At 66.8% G+C, this 16887-nt stretch carries 16 protein-coding genes; 7 read left to right on the top strand and 9 right to left on the bottom strand.

The features are described from left to right. Nucleotides 1-151: 151 nt before the first annotated feature. Both secA and ON40_RS26475 read left to right on the top strand, forming a co-directional pair. On the top strand, nt 152-3112 hold the full coding sequence (gene secA, locus ON40_RS26480; protein WP_040827293.1) for a preprotein translocase subunit SecA: 2961 nt from the start codon (nt 152-154) through the stop codon (nt 3110-3112). 315 nt (nt 3113-3427) lie between these two features. Next, nucleotides 3428-4909: an alpha/beta hydrolase gene (locus ON40_RS26475; protein WP_040827291.1), complete on the top strand. Its 1482-nt coding sequence runs from the start codon at nt 3428-3430 to the stop codon at nt 4907-4909. Between the two features lie 110 nt (nt 4910-5019). Here the strand turns inward: ON40_RS26475 and rsgA are convergent, their stop codons facing one another. The 3 genes from rsgA to ON40_RS26460 all read right to left on the bottom strand — a co-directional run bounded on the left by rsgA (nt 5020) and on the right by ON40_RS26460 (nt 8976). Further along, a complete protein-coding gene (gene rsgA, locus ON40_RS26470; RefSeq protein ID WP_040827288.1) occupies nt 5020-6021 on the bottom strand; it encodes a ribosome small subunit-dependent GTPase A in 1002 nt (333 codons plus the stop codon). After that, nucleotides 6018-7364, bottom strand: coding sequence for a 3-phosphoshikimate 1-carboxyvinyltransferase (gene aroA, locus ON40_RS26465; RefSeq protein ID WP_051193597.1), 1347 nt, complete (start codon nt 7362-7364; stop codon nt 6018-6020). The genes rsgA and aroA overlap by 4 nt, the downstream gene beginning before the upstream one ends. A 106-nt stretch (nt 7365-7470) precedes the next feature. Beyond that, the gene (locus ON40_RS26460; protein WP_040827286.1) at nt 7471-8976 is read right to left on the bottom strand and encodes an aldehyde dehydrogenase family protein; all 1506 of its coding nucleotides are present in this window, start codon (nt 8974-8976) and stop codon (nt 7471-7473) included. Nucleotides 8977-9121: 145 nt separating this feature from the next. On the opposite strand from ON40_RS26460, the gene ON40_RS26455 reads away from it, so the two are divergent. Further along, nucleotides 9122-9892 carry an SOS response-associated peptidase gene (locus ON40_RS26455; protein WP_040827474.1) on the top strand — a complete coding sequence of 257 codons (771 nt, stop codon included), beginning with the start codon at nt 9122-9124 and terminating at the stop codon, nt 9890-9892. A 152-nt stretch (nt 9893-10044) separates the two neighbouring features. Here the strand turns inward: ON40_RS26455 and ON40_RS26450 are convergent, their stop codons facing one another. The 3 genes from ON40_RS26450 to ybaK form a co-directional block, all read right to left on the bottom strand. After that, entirely contained in the window at nt 10045-10332 is a 288-nt protein-coding gene (locus ON40_RS26450; RefSeq protein ID WP_157186429.1) for a hypothetical protein, read from the bottom strand. Between the two features lie 132 nt (nt 10333-10464). Beyond that, nucleotides 10465-10959 (bottom strand): MarR family winged helix-turn-helix transcriptional regulator, encoded by a 495-nt coding sequence (locus ON40_RS26445; protein ID WP_040827472.1) that lies wholly within the window; start codon nt 10957-10959, stop codon nt 10465-10467. A gap of 177 nt (nt 10960-11136) precedes the next feature. Then, nucleotides 11137-11640 (bottom strand): Cys-tRNA(Pro) deacylase, encoded by a 504-nt coding sequence (gene ybaK / locus ON40_RS26440; protein ID WP_040827282.1) that lies wholly within the window; start codon nt 11638-11640, stop codon nt 11137-11139. Between the two features lie 272 nt (nt 11641-11912). Between ybaK and ON40_RS26435 the strand changes: the two genes are divergently transcribed. Together ON40_RS26435 and rsrA are read left to right on the top strand one after the other, a co-directional pair. Then, nucleotides 11913-12614 (top strand): sigma-70 family RNA polymerase sigma factor, encoded by a 702-nt coding sequence (locus ON40_RS26435; RefSeq protein ID WP_040827470.1) that lies wholly within the window; start codon nt 11913-11915, stop codon nt 12612-12614. A gap of 44 nt (nt 12615-12658) precedes the next feature. Then, a complete protein-coding gene (gene rsrA / locus ON40_RS26430) occupies nt 12659-12922 on the top strand; it encodes a mycothiol system anti-sigma-R factor (protein ID WP_040827280.1) in 264 nt (87 codons plus the stop codon). Nucleotides 12923-13021: 99 nt separating this feature from the next. On the opposite strand, the gene ON40_RS56135 is transcribed toward rsrA, so the two are convergent. Beyond that, a complete protein-coding gene (locus tag ON40_RS56135; RefSeq protein ID WP_110293457.1) occupies nt 13022-13096 on the bottom strand; it encodes a 50S ribosomal protein bL37 in 75 nt (24 codons plus the stop codon). 89 nt (nt 13097-13185) lie between these two features. Here ON40_RS56135 and ON40_RS26425 point away from each other — a divergent pair, with 89 nt between their 5' ends. Further along, nucleotides 13186-13401, top strand: coding sequence for a biotin/lipoyl-binding carrier protein (locus ON40_RS26425; protein WP_040827278.1), 216 nt, complete (start codon nt 13186-13188; stop codon nt 13399-13401). Nucleotides 13402-13408: 7 nt separating this feature from the next. After that, nucleotides 13409-14920 (top strand): sensor histidine kinase, encoded by a 1512-nt coding sequence (locus ON40_RS26420; protein ID WP_040827276.1) that lies wholly within the window; start codon nt 13409-13411, stop codon nt 14918-14920. Between the two features lie 450 nt (nt 14921-15370). On the opposite strand, the gene ON40_RS26415 is transcribed toward ON40_RS26420, so the two are convergent. Then, nucleotides 15371-15625, bottom strand: coding sequence for a WhiB family transcriptional regulator (locus ON40_RS26415; RefSeq protein WP_040827274.1), 255 nt, complete (start codon nt 15623-15625; stop codon nt 15371-15373). A 231-nt stretch (nt 15626-15856) separates the two neighbouring features. Further along, entirely contained in the window at nt 15857-16816 is a 960-nt protein-coding gene (locus tag ON40_RS26410) for a diacylglycerol/lipid kinase family protein (protein ID WP_040827272.1), read from the bottom strand. Nucleotides 16817-16887 lie beyond the last annotated feature (71 nt).

Here is a 16887-nt window from a genome sequence, read left to right as displayed (position 1 = left end):
CTCTCCACTCCGCCGCGCGACGCATACCATGGGCCGCGCATTACCATGAACCTTGCTGCGCATCCGCGCATCGGGGATCCCGCCCGCGCGGGGTACTACAGGATGTAAGCAACGCAAGACGACAACACCGACCAGAGGACTGACGAGACCCGTGCCTGCGCTGACACTGACGAGGTTGCTACGTTTTGGTGAGGGTCGCACCGTCAAGCGGCTCTCCAAGTTGGCAGACGAGGTCCTGGCGCTGGAAGAGGAGTTCGCCGATCTCAGCGACGCCGAGCTGCAGGCCAAGACCGACGAGTTCCGCGACCGCCTCGCCGACGACATCACCGACGCCCTCGACGGCGTCGAGGACGAGGAGCAGCAGGAACGCATCGTCGAGCGGGTCAAGCAGGACTTCCTGGATCAGACTCTGCTGGAGGCGTTCGCGGTGGCCCGCGAGGCGTCCTCGCGGGTGCTGAACCAGAAGCACTACAAGGTGCAGGTGATGGGCGGTGCCGCCCTGCACATCGGCAACGTCGCGGAGATGAAGACCGGTGAGGGCAAGACCCTGACCTGTGTGCTGCCCGCCTACCTCAACGCCCTCGTCGGCGACGGCGTGCACGTCGTCACCGTCAACGACTATCTGGCCAAGCGCGACTCGGAGTGGATGGGCCGCGTGCACCGGTTCCTCGGCCTCGAGGTCGGGGTGATCCTGTCCGGCATGACCCCGGCCGAGCGCAAGGAGGCCTACGCGGCCGACATCACCTACGGCACCAACAACGAGTTCGGCTTCGACTACCTGCGCGACAACATGACGCACTCGAAGGACGATCTGGTCCAGCGCGGGCACTACTTCGCCGTCGTCGACGAGGTCGACTCCATCCTCATCGACGAGGCCCGCACGCCGCTGATCATCTCCGGCCCGGCCGACGTCACCGCGTCCAAGTGGTACACCGAGTTCGCGCGCATGGCGCCGGAGATGAAGGGCATCGACACCACCGCGATGACCAGCCAGGAGCGGCAGAGCCGCGCGGCGGAGATCGAGGGGCGGTACCACTACGAGTTCGATCTGAAGAAGCGCACCGTCGGTGTGAGCACCACCGGCGTCGCGTACGTCGAGGATCAGCTGGGCATCGACAATCTGTACGAGGCGGCGAACTCGCCCCTGATCAGCTACCTGAACAACGCCCTCAAGGCCAAGGACCTGTTCGTCCGGGACAAGGACTACATCGTCCGCAACGGCGAGGTCATCATCGTCGACGAGTTCACCGGCCGAATCCTGGTGGGTCGCCGCTACAACGAGGGCATGCACCAGGCCATCGAGGCCAAGGAGGGCGTGGAGATCCAGCCCGAGAACCAGACGCTGGCCACCATCACGCTGCAGAACTACTTCCGCCTGTACGACAAGCTGGCCGGTATGACCGGCACCGCCGAGACCGAGGCGGCCGAGCTGCACCAGACCTACTCGCTCGGTGTGGTGCCGATTCCGACCAACAAGCCGATGGTCCGCAAGGATCAGGCGGATCTGATCTACAAGACCGAGGAGGGCAAGTTCTCCGCGGTCGCCGACGACATCACCGAGCGGTACGAGAAGGGCCAGCCGGTGCTGATCGGTACCACCTCGGTGGAGCGGTCGGAGTATCTGTCCGAGCTGCTGACCAAGCGCGGTATCCCGCACAACGTGCTGAACGCCAAGTTCCACGAGAAGGAGGCCGAGATCGTCGCCGAGGCGGGCCGGCCGGGTGCGGTCACCGTCGCGACGAATATGGCCGGTCGTGGTACCGACATCGTGCTCGGCGGCAACCCGGACATCCTGGCCGACCTGCTGCTGCGTCGGCAGGGGCTGGATCCGGTGGAGACCGCGCAGGAGTACGAGGCGCACTGGCACTCCGCGCTCCAGCAGGTCAAGCAGGAGGTCGACGAGGACGCCGAGGCGGTGCGCGAGGCCGGCGGTCTGTACGTGCTGGGCACCGAGCGGCACGAGTCGCGGCGTATCGACAATCAGCTGCGTGGCCGGTCCGGCCGTCAGGGCGATCCGGGCGAGTCGCGGTTCTATCTGTCGCTGGGGGATGAGTTGATGCGGCGGTTCAACGGCGCGACGCTCGAGTCGATCATGACCCGCCTGAATCTGCCCGACGACGTGCCGATCGAGGCCAAGATGGTCTCGCGCGCGATCAAGAGTGCGCAGACCCAGGTCGAGCAGCAGAACTTCGAGATCCGCAAGAACGTGCTGAAGTACGACGAGGTGATGAACCAGCAGCGCACCATCATCTACGACGAGCGTCAGCGCATCCTGGGCGACGAGGATATGGACGGCCAGGTCCAGGAGATGATCACCGATGTGGTCACCGCCTACGTCAACGGCGCCACCGCCGACGGCTACGTCGAGGACTGGGATCTGGACAAGTTGTGGACGGCGTTGAAGTCGCTGTATCCGATCACCCTCGACTACAAGGATCTGACCGGCGAGAACGAGCACGACGAGATCGGTGAGCTGGGCCGCGAGGAACTGCTCGACGCCGTGCTCGATGATGCGCACACCGCCTACGAGCAGCGCGAGAAGGAGATCGACGACCTGGTCGGCGAGGGCAGTACCCGCACCCTCGAACATCAGGTGCTGCTGCAGGTGCTCGATCGCAAATGGCGTGAACACCTCTACGAGATGGACTATCTCAAGGAGGGCATCGGCCTGCGCGCGATGGCGCAGCGCGACCCGCTCGTGGAGTATCAGCGAGAGGGTTACGACATGTTCTCCGCGATGCTCGAGGGTCTGAAGGAGGAGTCGGTCCACTACCTGTTCAACGCGAAGTTCGAGTTCGAGGCACCGCAGCAGCCGGAGGGCTCCGCCGCGATCGATCAGGGCCTGCGTTCCCCGGTCGGCGCTCTGGTCGACGCTCCGCAGACCAACGGCACCGCGGCTCCGGCTCCCTTGCGCGCCAGGGGAATCGACAACTCCAGCCCTCGCGGCCTGAGCTACTCGGGTCCGGACGAGGACGGCCACGCCGCCCGCCGCAGCGATGCCCAGGAGTACGGCACCGCCGAGGACACCGGTATGACCCGACGCGAACGTCGCGAGGCCGCCCGCAACGAGGGCCGCACCGATCGCGGACCGAAGTCCAAGCGCCGCCGCTAGTTTCGCGCATCTCGCAGACGCCCGCTCCGGTATGGAGCGGGCGTTTTCGTTTCTCGGAGCGGACTCCTCGACGAGTCGTCTCGGGCGGTGGACGCCTCGGGAGCGCTTGTTGTGCGGCTTCGAACGGGATGTGAAACGAGTTGGGGGAGTGCTCGTCTCGATGCGGTATCCCCGCCGAGAGCTCCGGGTTCCGGTAGGCTCCGCGAGGTGTCGAGGTTCAGGGGGGCACGCCGTGGTGCGTGTATCGCCGTTGTCGCAGTGATCTTCTGGTCGGTCGTTTCGGCTGCGACGGCTGTTGCCGGACCGGTGTCGGCAATGGAATGGCAACAGTGCGTGGATGATTCGCGGCTCTCGTGTGCCACGCTCGATGTGCCGCTCGATTACCGGGATCCGGGCGGTCCGCGGATCGGTATCGCGCTGGCGAAGCTGTCGGCCCGTGAGCCTGGTGAACGGGTCGGGACGTTGGTGATCAATCGTGGGGGACCGGGCTACTCCTCGATCGAGTACCTGAATCAGATTGTGGCCGGGCAAGTTCGGGCACCGTGGGACGAGCGGGTGCGGGACCGGTACGACGTCGTCGCGGTGGATCAGCGAGGTGTCGGCAGGGCGACGCCCGCGGTCACGTGCTTCGATTCCGATCAGGCCGCCGCCGCGTTCGGTGCCGGTGTGCCGCTGGTGCCGGACAATCCGGCGGAGATCGCGCAGCGCACGGCGAAGGATGCGGAATTCGCCGCCGACTGCCGAGCGCACAGCGGCAATCTGCTGGACCATCTCTCGACGGCGACCGTGGCCCGCGATCTCGATACCGTGCGCGCCGCGCTGGGGGAGCCGAGGCTCAACTACCTGGGGCAGTCCTACGGCACCGCACTCGGGGCGGTCTATGCCGCGATGTTCCCGCAGCGGGTGGGGTCGTTCGTGCTGGACAGTATCGAGGATCCGGTGCAGACGACGAATGCCCCGGCCGGTTCGACGTTGTCGGAGCGGATGGGATCCGATGTCGGGAGCCAGGAGGTCGTGCACGAATTCCTCCGGCTGTGCGCCCGGGGCAAGAACTGTGCTTTCGCCCAGGACGACCCGTGGAAGGCGTTTCCGGCGGTATTGGCTTCGTTGCGTGCGAAACCTGTCACGGTGGCCGGTCCGAACGGCACCTCCCTCTCGGTGACCTACGAGGAGTACATCTACGGGCTCGGCGAGTTCGTGTATCAACCGGCGCTGTGGCCGTTACTGGCTGCCGGGTTGCACGAGATATACCGGGCTCAGCTGGCCGAACGGCCCGCGACGGCCCCCATCGCCGCTGCTGCCGACACTGATTTCGGCACTCCGTACTCGGGAAGTGTCGCACCGCCCTTCTACGCGTTCACCTGCAACGACACCGCACTGCCCCACTTCGCTCCCGCGTGGTGGGCAGCGAGCGCCCGACGAGCAACGCTCGCACCGGATTTCGCCGCCCTCCGCGCCTACGAAACCAGCCCCTGCGCCTTCTGGCAAGCATCATCCACCGACCGCTACACCGGCCCCTGGAATACCCACACCGCGACCCCGATCCTCCTGCTCAACAACCGCTTCGACCCCGCCACCCCCTTGCCCGGCGCAATCGATCTGGCCGCCCACCTACCCGGCAGTCGCCTCCTGATCAACGAAGGCTGGGGCCACATGGTCACCGACAAATCCATCTGCGCACTCCGAGCCGCATCGAATTACCTTGTATCAGGCCAACTCCCGCCCCCCCCGGAACCCACTGCACCCCGGACGTCACCCCGTTCGCATCCTGAGTGGGCGGCCAGGGGCGACCGCTGATCGCCGCGAGGCGGCAGCGCAGTGCACGGTGTCGCACTGACGGAATGTGCTGCACTGGGCCGGAATCGGGTTGCGAGCCGACGGATTCGGGGGACGTGCTCGCCGGTCGGTCAGCCGTTGCCCACGACCCACGGGTCGTTGGAGTTGAGGGCTACCAGTAGGAGCCGGATGGCGGCTACTCGGCGTTCCTTGCCGGGGAGTTCGTCCAGGGCGCATTCGGGGTCGGCGGGTGGGCCGAGGTGGGTGCAGCCTCGGGGGCAGTCCTCGATGGCTTCGGCCAGGTCGGCGAAGGCTTGGATGACGTCGTCGGGGGTGATGTGGGCCAGGCCGAAGGAGCGGATGCCGGGGGTGTCGATGATCCAGCCGCCGTCGGTGAGCGGCAGGGCCAGGGACTGGGTGGAGGTGTGCCGTCCCTTGCCTACGCCGGAGACGTCGCCTACGGCTCGATCTGCTTGTGGGACAACACGATTGACCAAGGTGGACTTACCCACGCCGGAGTGGCCGAGCAGGCAGGTGAGTTTGTCGTGCAGGAGGTCGTGCACCGCGTCGAGGGGGTCGTCGCGGCCCCCGTAGACGATGGTCAGGTCCAGATCGTCGAAGGCGGCGGCGAATTCGGATTCGGCGGCCAGATCGTGCTTGGTCAGGCACAGGATCGGTTGCAGCCCACCGGCATACGCAGCGGCCATGGCGCGTTCGACGAAACCGGTGCGCGGCGGGGGATCGGCCAGGGCGACGACGATGAACAGCTGTTCGGCGTTGGCGACCACGATCCGCTCGAACGGATCGGTGTCATCGGCGGTGCGGCGCAACACCGTTGCGCGATCGGCCACCCGCACGATGCGGGCCAGGGTGTCGGGTTTGCCGGACAGATCGCCGACCACGTCGACCTGATCGCCCACCACGATCGGCGTGCGGCCCAACTCGCGCGCCCGCATCGCGACGATGGGCTGATCCGGATCCCCGTCCAGCACACAACTCCATCGCCCGCGATCGACCGAGATGACCATCGCCGTGCGCGCGTCCCGGTGTTCGGGGCGATTCTTGGTGCGCGGACGCGAGCCCCTGCCCGGACGCACCCGGACGTCGGACTCGTCGTACTCGCGCCGCTTCAGTGTGCCGACTCCGCCGCGTCGTCGGCAGGAAGCACACCGTCACCGGAAAGCATCGTCTCCCACAGGGATACGAAATCCGGCAGGGTCTTCGCGGTGGTGCCGATATCCTCGACGTGCACGCCCGGCACGCGCAGCCCCAGAATCGCCCCGGCGGTGGCCATCCGATGGTCCGCGTAGGAGTGCCACGGCCCGCCCTGCAACGGTGTGGGCACGATGAGCAGCCCGTCCTCGGTCTCGGTGACCTTGCCGCCGAGCCGGTTGATCTCGGTGGACAGCGCCGCCAGCCGGTCGGTCTCGTGCCCGCGCAGATGTGCGATGCCGCGCAGCCGTGACGGCGAATCGGCAAGTGCCGCAAGGGCGGCCACCGTCGGGGTGAGTTCGCCGACGTCGTGCAGGTCGATATCGATCCCGGCCAGCCGATCGGGCCCGCGCACGACGAGTTTGCCGTGTGCGCGGCGCGCCTCGGCGCCCATGCGCACCAGGATCTCCCGGATGACGTCCCCCGGCTGCGTGGTCAGCTGCGGCCAGTGCGGAATGGTCACCTCACCGCCGGTCACCGCGGCAGCGGCCAGGAACGGCGTCGCATTGGACAGATCGGGTTCGACCTCCCAGTCCACGCCGTGGATCGGCCCCGGCGCGACCGTCCAGACCTGCTCCCGGCGGGGATCGGTGGGCGCGGTGACCTCGACGTCGGCCTGGCGCAACATCTGCACGGTCATCTCGATATGCGGCATCGAGGGCAGCGGCGCACCCTTGTGATGCACGGTCAGTCCGTCGGTGAAACGGGCCGCGGACAGCAGCAGCCCGGAGACGAACTGCGAGGAGCCCGACGCATCGATGGTCACCGATCCGCCGCGCAGCGCACCCCCGCCGTGCACCGTGAACGGCAGGGTGTCGCCGTCGATGTCGGCGCCGAGTCCGCGCAGCGCGTCCAGAATGGTGTGCAGCGGCCGCAGCGCGGCCTGATCGTCGCCGAAGAACGCGACGTCGCCGCGGGCCAGCGCAGCCACCGGCGGCAGGAAGCGCATCACGGTTCCGGCGAGCCCGCAGTCGACGGTCGCACCGGTCAGGGAGGCCGGGGTGACGGCGAGGGTGTCGGCGTCACCGCTGATCTCGGCGCCCATCGAGCGCAGCGCCGCGATCATCAGGTCGGTGTCGCGGCTGCGCAGCGCCCCGGTGATCGTCGAGGGGCGATCGGCGAGCGCGGCGAGGATCAGGGCCCGATTGGTGATGGATTTGGACCCGGGCAGGGTCACGGTCGCGTGGACGGGGTGCTCGGTATGGGGCGCTGGCCAGAGACTCACCCCACCATCTTCGCCTATCGACTGATTCGGGATGCGCATGGTCATGAACTCGCAGTAAACGCACAAGCCCGCGACGTGGAATTCGTCGCGGGCTTATGAGACTTCACCAGGTGGCCGGTGATTTTCCACCGGCCGCCCGACGCTGCTACTTGTGCCGTCCGTGCAGGATCGGCACGACCCGGCGCAACAGCTTCATGGTGCTCGCGGTGCGCGAGTAGCTCAGCAACGCCATACCCGGAATTGTGAAGCGCTGCACCGCGATCGAATGCGGCACGGTGAACTCCAGCATGCCGGGCGCGCCGTGGATCCGGCCGATACCCGAGTCCCGCCCGCCGCCGAAGGGCAGTGCGGAGATCGCCGCGAAGCCGAGCACCGCGTTGACCGAGGTGGCTCCGGCCTTGATCCGGCGGGCGATCTCGAGGCCGTGCTTGCGGGAGAACACCGTCGAACCCAGCGAGTAGGTCGAGTTGTTGGCGAGCTCGATCGCCTCGTCGATGTTGTTCACGGTGCGGATCGTGACCGTCGGGCCGAAGGTCTCCTCGCGCACAGCCGCCGAGTCCTCGTCCACGTCGACCAGCACCACCGGCTCGATGAACGCGCCCTTGATCGAGTCGAGGCCGCCGAGCACCGCGGTGCCGCCGTGGTTCAGCGCGTCCTCGATGTGGCGGCGCACGATGTCGATCTGGCTGGGCATGGTCATCGGGCCGTAGGCGGCCTTGCCGTCCGAGCCCGGGTGCACGTCGGACAGGATCCGCTTGACCTCGGCGACGAACTTGTCGCGGATCGAGGCGTCCACGTAGACGCGCTCGACGCCCGCGCAGGTCTGGCCGCTGTTCATCGTCGCGCCGTAGGCGACCGCGTCGGCCGCGGCGGTGACGTCGGCGTCGGCCGCGACGATCACCGCATCCTTACCGCCGCATTCGAGCAGCACCGGGGTGAGCCGCTCGGCCGCGGAGGCCATGATCTTCTTGCCGGTGGCCGCGGATCCGGTGAACGCGATCTTGTCGATATCGGCGCGCACCAGCGCCGCGCCGGTCTCCCCGTAGCCGTTGATGGTGGTGAAGATCCCATCGGGCAGTTCGGGATTTGCCTCGGCGAATGCCTGGGCGACGAAATTGCCGATGCCGGTGGAGAATTCGCTCGGCTTGTAAACCACGGCGTTGCCCGCGGCCAGGGCGTAGGCGATCGAGCCGTTGGGGGTGTAGATCGGGTAGTTCCAGGGGCCGATCACGCCGATCACGCCGAGCGGGCGCTGTTCGATGTACGCGCCGAAGTTGGACATCAGCGCGCCGGGGGAGACCTTCTTGGTCTGGAGCACTTTCTCGGCGTTCTTGGCGGCCCAGGAGATGTGTTCGAGGGTCAGCAGCAGTTCGAGGAATGCGTCGTCGCGGGTTTTGCCGTTCTCGGCGTGGATCAGATCGCAGAGCTCGTCGGATTTCTCGACCAGCCGGGTGGCCCACCGCAGCAGATACCGCTTGCGGTCGGCATAGCTCAGCGCACCCCAGCTCCCGGCGGCGGTGCGGGCCTTGGCGACGGCCGCGGCCACCGCCTCCTCATCGGCGATCGGATGCGTGTCGATGACCTCGCCCGTGGCCGGGTTGACCGAGGTCAGCACGGTCCGTCGGGCGGTTGTCGGCTCGGTGGTGGACATGGTTTCGGCGACCCCTAGTGAGAAAGTGATTGCATGAAGTTCTCATAGCTTAGATATGAACAGCTTAGATATGAAGTCACCCGCCATCACATGGAATTCCGGCCAATCTGAACATCCGTTGCGGCAGCTCTTTAGCATGGTTCACATGTGCGGCAGATATGCGACCACGGTGAATCCGGGCCGTTTGGCGGCCGAGCTCGATGCGATCGATGAGACGGGTGATGCGCCCGTCGAGCCCGATTACAACGTCGCACCGACGAATCAGGTGCTGACGGTGGTCGAGCGACACGATCGTGACCATCCCGACGACGACGCGCGGCTGCGGATCCGGCGCATGCGCTGGGGCTTGATCCCGGTGTGGACCAAGGCGGCCGAACCCGGTGTGCCGGTGAAGGGAAAGCCACTGTTCAACGCGCGCGCCGATCGCGCCGCCGAGGCGCCCTCATTCCGCGATGCGGTGAAGAAACGCCGCTGCCTGGTGCCGATGGACGGCTGGTACGAGTGGGTCGTGGAGGGGGACTCGACGGTCAAGGGCAAGGCCGTCAAACGTCCCTACTACATGTCCCGGGCCGACGGCTCGCCGCTCTACATGGCCGGTCTCTGGTCGATCTGGCGCGATCGCGACCAGCGCGAGATGGATCCGCTGCTGTCCTGCACGATCCTGACCACCGATGCGATCGGTGACCTGACCGCGATCCACGACCGGATGCCGCTGATGATGCCGCGCGAGCAGTGGGCGGCCTGGCTCGACCCGGACCACCCCGCACCGCATGAGCTTCTGGAAACCCCTGGGCTGGAACGGGTTTCGGACATCGTGGTGCGGGAGGTCCCGTCGCTGGTGAACAGCGTCCGCAACAACGGCCCCGAACTGCTGAGCCGGGTTGCGGACCAGCCCGGACAGACCCGTCTGCTGTGACTACGGCTCCGCTTCGCTACGGCGGATTCGTGGCGCCCTGAGGCTCACCGCCCGGCCCCGTGGTTTCGCACCCGCCACGCGTCCGGGCGGCGAGCCGCGCCGCAAACTCGAGGGTGGCGAAATGGGCGTGATTCGGGCCTCGGTGGTGCGGGCTACTCGCAGCGGACGCTCGGGGCAATGAGGTTGAGCCCGCATTTGGTGAGTTCCGCGCTCATATCGATGATCCGCGTGACGATATCGCCGCCGCGGTCCTGCACCCTCTCGGCCTGCTCGTTGAGATCGTTGGGGTCGGAATGGCCGGGGGCTTCGTTCTGTGTGCCGCCGAGTGGATAATCGGGATTTCCGTGCGGCTCGGCTGCGGCGGTGGCGGCGCCGAAGGTGAGGATCACGCCGCCGCACAGGGCGATGATCATGGTGCGAACGGACTGCCGGTGGAACATGCGCATCACATCCTCGGATCGACGGAACGGGCCCCGTCAAGTAAACGCACACCTGGGAGTGCCGCACGTGATTTGAGTATTCGCGCTCGTAGCTCAGCGTGTTCTCGAGGAGTTCTCGAGCGGACGCGGTGGTTACCGAGGCTTCTCCGGCGCGGGGTCCTTCGGATGCAGGGTGAGGATGGTCTCGCGCGCCTGTTCGTAGTCGTCGACGAAGCGGCGCATCATCTGGCCGAGTTCAGCACGCTCCGATTCGCTCCAGTGTTGCAGGACGTTGTCCAGCATCGCGTTGCGGCGCTGCCGCAGCGCGGTGGCCAGTTCTCGTCCGGCGTCTGTGACGGCCAGGACGCTGGCCCGGCCGTCGGCCGGATCGGCGCGGCGTTCGATGAGTCCGCGTTTGACCAGTGCGGCGGCCTGGCGGCTGATGGTGGAGGCGTCGGAGTAGAGCAGTTCGGCCAGTGCGCCCGAGCGCATCGGCCCGTCGTAGAGCAGCCGGAAGATGATCGAGTAAGATGCAGCCTCGATCTCGCCCCCGGATGCCGCCGCGATCTGAGCGTTGGTGCGCTCCCGGATTCGGCCCAGACGGATCAACTGCAGGGCGATCACGTCGATCGCCTCGTCGTGGTCCATGGACACACCCTCCTCGGGGAACCGCAACACTGGTCACGCAGTCAATTGCTTGAGTTTTCCAACTAGTTGTACTTGGCAAGTATGTGTCAGGATGTGGGGGTATGCAAGGCGGCCGAGGCGACGTTCTGTCGCCGCAGGTCAATGTAGTCGATGTCCGAGATGTCCGGATTTCGGGTCTCAGGCGGCGGTGACCGGAGCAGTGACGGCAGAGGTGAGCCGCACCAGATCCTGCGGGGCGAGTTCGATCTCCAGACCGCGTCGTCCGGCGCTGCACAGCATCCGATCCCACTCCAGGGCCGAGGCATCGATCACCGTCGGCAGCGCGCGCTTCTGGCCCAGCGGAGAGATTCCGCCCAGCACGTAGCCGGTGGTCCGTTCGGCCTTGGTCTTGTCGGCCATGACCGCCTTCGACGCACTCAGCGCCGCGGCGGCGGCCTTGAGCGAGAGCGTCGCGGGGACCGGCAACACCGCGACCGCCAACCCGTGCGCGCCCGACCCGCCCGACAACTCGATCACCAGTGTCTTGAAGATCTGCCCGGCCTGCACGCCCAGCCGTTCCGCCAGCGCGGAGACCGCCTCGGCGCCGAACGAGTCGTTGCGCGGGTCGTGTGGATAGGTGTGGACGCGATGGGCCACCTCGGCCTGGGTCGCAGCGCGGATCGCGGGGGTCGGGGCAGCCATGCCGGTCACCCTAGGACGGGCTCCGGGGCCCGGCCAAGCGCTGTGCCCGGCGCTGCGGGAACACAGCGGCCCCGGCGCATGTTGCACGCCATACGCCACGCATCCCATTCTGTGAGAATCGAAGGAGTCTGCCGGTGACGGTTCTGATCGACGAACGCCCAGTGCGCACCGCGTCGTCCGCGGAGTTCGCCCCGACCTCGGTGCCTCCCGTCACCGGATTCCCGCTGCCCACATCGCTCACGGTAGATTCTGTGACTACGGCGATCGAAGGGATGGGCGTGACGAGCGACGACGATTTGGCGGCCGATCGCCTGGACGGTGCGGCCGAGAACGGGGATTCCGGCGGTGACGCCGCGGCGCAGGAATCGGCCGCGGATCCCGCCGAGTTGGCGCAGCGGTTCGAGCGTGATGCGCTCCCGCTGCTCGACCAGCTCTACGGTGCGGCGCTGCGGATGACCCGCAACCCCGCCGATGCCGAGGATCTGGTGCAGGAGACCTTCGCCAAGGCGTACCAGGGCTTCCGGTCCTTCCGCGAGGGCACCAACCTGCGGGCCTGGCTGTACCGGATCCTGACCAACACCTACATCAACTCCTACCGCAAGAAGCAGCGGCAGCCCGCCCAGTACCCGACCGACGAGATCACCGACTGGCAGCTGGCCGCCACGGCCGAGCACACCTCGACGGGTCTGCGTTCGGCGGAGATGGAAGCGCTCGAGGCGCTGCCCGACGACGACATCAAGGCCGCGCTGCAGGAACTTCCGGAGGAGTTCCGGATGGCGGTGTACTACGCCGACGTGGAGGGCTTCCCCTACAAGGAGATCGCCGAGATCATGGGCACTCCGATCGGGACGGTCATGTCCCGGCTGCATCGCGGTCGCAAGCAGCTCAAGGGGCTGCTGGCCGATGTGGCCCACGAGCGGGGGTTCGATCGAAACCAGGCGGGGGACGGGGCGCGTCAGGAGGTCACCCAGTGAGTGGGCACCAGCACAGCGAGCGGGAGACCGAAGGGGATGCGGATATGAAGCTGGACTGCACGGCGGTGCTGGCCGATGTCTGGCTGATGCTGGACGGCGAATGCGATCAGGCCACCCGCGAGCGGTTGCAGCACCATCTGGAGACCTGCTCGCCGTGTATCGACGCGTACGGCCTCGAGGAGAAGCTCAAGCGGCTGCTCAATCGCAAGTGCGGCGGCGACCGGGCCCCGGATTCCCTGCGCGAGCGATTGACCGTGGAGATCCGGCGTTCGATCACCGTGACCGAGAGCACGATCGACAACCCGTGACAGCAGAGCGGCACGCCTTGACGAAAAGGCGTGCCGCTCAGTGCATTTCATCGGCGCGCAGGTTATCGGCACGCGGCGCCGGGCGAAGCTGCGAACAGCTCAGCTGTTCGGACGCTTGCCGTGATTGGCGGCGTTGCCCTTGCGGCTGCGCTTCTTACGACCACGCTTTCCCATGATTTCTCCCTTCTGATCGAAAGACATTGTTCCACGTGTGGTTGGCTATATCGTCAGCTGGTCGTCACGTCGAACTCCGGAAGGGTGCCATGGCTGAGGAAGTGCTCGCGGAGATGGTCTCCACCGTCTTCCAGATCGTCGCGCAGGAGGGCGCGGCCGTGGTCGAGGGCGACACCCTGGTGCTGCTGGAGTCGATGAAGATGGAGATCCCCGTCGTCGCCGAGGGGCCCGGGACGGTCACCTCGATCAACGTCAAACCGGGTGATGTCCTGCAAAAGGGCGACCTGATCGCAGTGATCTCGTAGTTCCGCCATGTCCACTCTGAGTGATCTGCTCGCCGAACACACCGACCTACCGGGTGCGGCCGTCGACCACCTGCAGCGCGTCGTGGGCGACTGGCAGCTGCTGGCCGATCTGTCGTTCGCGGACCTGCAACTGTGGGTGGGCGTGGGCCCGGTCGCGGAAGGCGCCGACGTGGTGTGCGTGGCCCAGTGCCGCCCGACCACCGCGCCGACCGTGCACCCGGAGGATCTGGTCGGCTCGCTGGCCTCCCGCGCCGATCATGCCCAGATCTTCCAGGCGCTGCGCAGCGGCGCGATCGTGCGGGTCGAGACCGACGACGAACAGACCGGCGTCTACCACCCGAACCCGGTGCACGTGATCCACGAGGCGATTCCGGTGCGCGTCGGCGAGGACGTCATCGCGGTGCTCGGACGCGATATCGAGGTGCAGCGCACCAAGATTCGCGGCAATCTCGAAATCGCCTACATGGCCTGCGCGGACGATCTGTGCCAGATGATCGCCGACGGCACCTTCCCGACCCTGGAGGATCGCACCGGATCGCACTCGAGCCCGCGCGCCGGGGACGGTTTCATCCGGCTCGACACCGACGGCATCGTGCGATACGCCAGTCCCAATGCGCTGTCCGCCTACCACCGCATGGGTCTGCAAGCCGATCTGGACGGTCAGGATCTGGCCCAGACGACGCGCTCGCTGATCACCGACCCGTTCGATGCCCAGGAGGTCGTCAGCGATATCCAGGCCGCGCTGGCGGGCAAATCCGGGCGCCGGATGGAGGTCGAGGCGCGCGGGGCGACGGTCCTGCTGCGCACCCTGGTGCTGCGCCCGCACGGCGAGTTGGCCGGAGCCGCGGTCCTGGTGCGCGACGTCACCGAGGTCAAGCGCCGCGATCGCGCGCTGCTGTCCAAGGACGCCACGATCCGTGAGATCCACCACCGGGTGAAGAACAACCTGCAGACCGTGGCCGCGCTGCTGCGGCTGCAGGCGCGTCGCACCGAGAACGAGGAGGCGCGGCTGGCGCTGACCGAATCGGTGCGCCGGGTCACCTCGATCGCGTCGGTGCACGAGATGCTGTCCATGTCGGTGGACGAGGAGGTCGATCTCGACGAGGTCGTGGACCGCCTGCTGCCGATCATGGCCGACGTCGCCACGGTCAACACCGCGCGGATCAAGGTGCGCCGGGAAGGCTCCCTGGGCGTGTTCTCCGCCGAACGAGCCACGCCGTTGGTCATGGTGCTGACCGAACTGGTGCAGAACGCCATCGAGCACGCCTTCGACGCCGGGGAGAACGGCACGGTGACGATCCGCTCCGAACGTTCGGCGCGCTGGCTGGATGTGATCATCGGCGACGACGGTCGTGGGTTGCCCGACGGTTTCAGCCTCGAGGGTTCGGACCGGCTGGGGCTGCAGATCGTCCGTACGCTCGTCACCGCCGAACTCGGTGGTTCCATCGGTCTGCATCCGGGTGCCGATGTCGGCACCGACGCAGTGCTACGAGTCCCCCTGGGCCGCCGCACGCGGTAATTCTGGCCTCCGCTTCGCCCGCGCCGAAAACCTTGGAGTTGGCGTTGCCGGGTGTGGGCGAGCTGTCGCGCTCCCCGGGGCCGGGTGTGTCGGGCACGTCGAGGGGTTGCTCGGCGTGCGCTTGGGGTGGTCACAGGGCATTTCGTGTTTACCGGGCTTGTCGTGCGTCACATAGCGTGATGCTTTTCGCATTGACGCATTGCCGAGCGGAATTTCCACCTGGTTGTTTTGTGCGGCACGGAATCCTCCATTCCGGTGCATACCTGGTCGAAATGTACGGATTGGTGTGTCGCCGGAGCCTGTCGAATGGGCATCCGGATGTGTGTCCGGACCGGCGATATCCGTTCCGGAGACAATGAAGCCCGGCACCTCACGGGTGCCGGGCCGAAGTGCGCTACGTGCCGGGGCTGATGCGAGCGATCGCGATGGCCGTAACGCCGACCGTCGTCCTCAGACGACGGCCCGGGTACGCGTCCGCGCATTACGACGCTTGAGCGCGCGCCGCTCGTCTTCGCTCATACCGCCCCATACGCCGGCATCCTGCCCGGACTGAAGGGCCCAGGACAGGCAGTCAGCAGTGACGGGGCAGCGGGCGCAGACCAGCTTGGCATCGGCAATCTGCGCGAGCGCGGGACCGCTGTTACCCACCGGGAAGAACAGCTCGGGGTCCTCATCGCGACAGATGGCCTTGTGGCGCCAGTCCATTCCTCTGCTCCTTTGCTGGGCGCCGCAAGGCGCCGTGAGTTTGTGGTTCGTTCACTTGTGCGACTCGAATGTTTCCGCACGGTTGCTTGTGAATGCTTTCACGAACACCGTAGATGTCAATAGCTTTGTGGTGCACCGTGGGGAAGCTCACGCCTAAGACCCCGGTAACGGGGACTGCGGAGTCCTTTCTACCCGCTCGACCCGGTTTTCGCAGCACAACCGGGATGATTCTCAGTTGTGTCGAGTCACACGTGGCTGCGGCGCCACGACATCGAGGACCTGCGGTACGGCCGTGAAATCCACCACGTTGCGCCGGCCGATGAAATCGCCATCGATTTGCAGGCCGATGGGCGTGTCGGCTTCGATCCGGACAGACGGCACATCGTCGTCCCGGAACAGGCTGCGGGCCTGCGGGTTTCCTTCGGCCGCCAACAGCTGCCGGGTGATCAGCAGGGTCGGCAGCACTCCCATGGTCCGCATGGCAAACACTCCGAGACCCGTTTCGAACGTCGTACCGGGGTTGGTGTGTACCGGGGTGGAATCGAGGTAGGTCCACGGAGTCGTATTGGTCACGAACGCGTAATAAACCTCACTGACGGGTTCGTGCCCGGGAATGTGCAATGTCACCGACGGCTGGGCACGCCGGTGCCGGAAGAACTCCCGCACCGTCGTGCGGACATAGCGGGCCGGGGTCGCCGAGTGGCCCTTGGCGCGGCTCTCGTCGATCGCCTCACATACGTCGGCGTCCAGGCCGACGCCGGAGGTGAAGGTGAACCAGCGATCGTCGGCCAGGCCCAGACCGATCCGGCGATCCTTGTCCAGCGACACCAGATCGATGAGCTGGTTGGTCGCCGCGACCGGATCGGGCTTGATGCCCAGCGAACGGGCGAAGACGTTGGCGGACCCGCCGGGGATGACACCCAGACGCGGTTTCCACGCCTGCCCGTCATCGATCTGCGGCAGCGGCAGGAATCCGTTGATCGTTTCATTGACCGTCCCGTCGCCGCCGTGCACGACGATCAGGTCCATCTCGTTGGTGGCCGCCCACTGTGCGAGTTCGGCGGCGTGTCCGCGGTGCTGGGTGTGCGCGACGGTCAGCTGGGTCCGGCTCTCCAACGCATGGGCCAGCAGATCGCGGGTGGCCGATGTGGTGGAGGTGGCATTCGGATTCACGATCAGCAACGTCCGCACGCGAAGAGCCTACTGACCGCCGGTCCGAAATCTGTGCCCCGGCCGTGCGTCCGGTCGGATTCCCTGGTCGT

It is taken from the genome of Nocardia jiangxiensis NBRC 101359 (genome assembly GCF_000308615.1).
Lineage (GTDB): Bacteria > Actinomycetota > Actinomycetes > Mycobacteriales > Mycobacteriaceae > Nocardia > Nocardia jiangxiensis.
Note: the sequence above shows the minus strand (reverse complement) of the source record. Positions and strands in the feature narration are given on the sequence as shown.

Excerpts from the sequence above, each read along its gene's own strand:
- ON40_RS26475 (WP_040827291.1), top strand. The coding sequence starts at position 3,428 with ATGGAATGGCAACAGTGCGTGGATGATTCGCGGCTCTCGTGTGCCACG.
- aroA (WP_051193597.1), bottom strand. The coding sequence starts at position 7,364 with ATGCGCATCCCGAATCAGTCGATAGGCGAAGATGGTGGGGTGAGTCTC.
- ON40_RS26460 (WP_040827286.1), bottom strand. The coding sequence starts at position 8,976 with ATGTCCACCACCGAGCCGACAACCGCCCGACGGACCGTGCTGACCTCG.
- ON40_RS26455 (WP_040827474.1), top strand. The coding sequence starts at position 9,122 with ATGTGCGGCAGATATGCGACCACGGTGAATCCGGGCCGTTTGGCGGCC.
- ON40_RS26450 (WP_157186429.1), bottom strand. The coding sequence starts at position 10,332 with ATGTTCCACCGGCAGTCCGTTCGCACCATGATCATCGCCCTGTGCGGC.
- ON40_RS26445 (WP_040827472.1), bottom strand. The coding sequence starts at position 10,959 with ATGGACCACGACGAGGCGATCGACGTGATCGCCCTGCAGTTGATCCGT.
- ybaK (WP_040827282.1), bottom strand. The coding sequence starts at position 11,640 with ATGGCTGCCCCGACCCCCGCGATCCGCGCTGCGACCCAGGCCGAGGTG.
- ON40_RS26435 (WP_040827470.1), top strand. The coding sequence starts at position 11,913 with ATGGGCGTGACGAGCGACGACGATTTGGCGGCCGATCGCCTGGACGGT.
- rsrA (WP_040827280.1), top strand. The coding sequence starts at position 12,659 with ATGAAGCTGGACTGCACGGCGGTGCTGGCCGATGTCTGGCTGATGCTG.
- ON40_RS26425 (WP_040827278.1), top strand. The coding sequence starts at position 13,186 with ATGGCTGAGGAAGTGCTCGCGGAGATGGTCTCCACCGTCTTCCAGATC.
- ON40_RS26420 (WP_040827276.1), top strand. The coding sequence starts at position 13,409 with ATGTCCACTCTGAGTGATCTGCTCGCCGAACACACCGACCTACCGGGT.
- ON40_RS26415 (WP_040827274.1), bottom strand. The coding sequence starts at position 15,625 with ATGGACTGGCGCCACAAGGCCATCTGTCGCGATGAGGACCCCGAGCTG.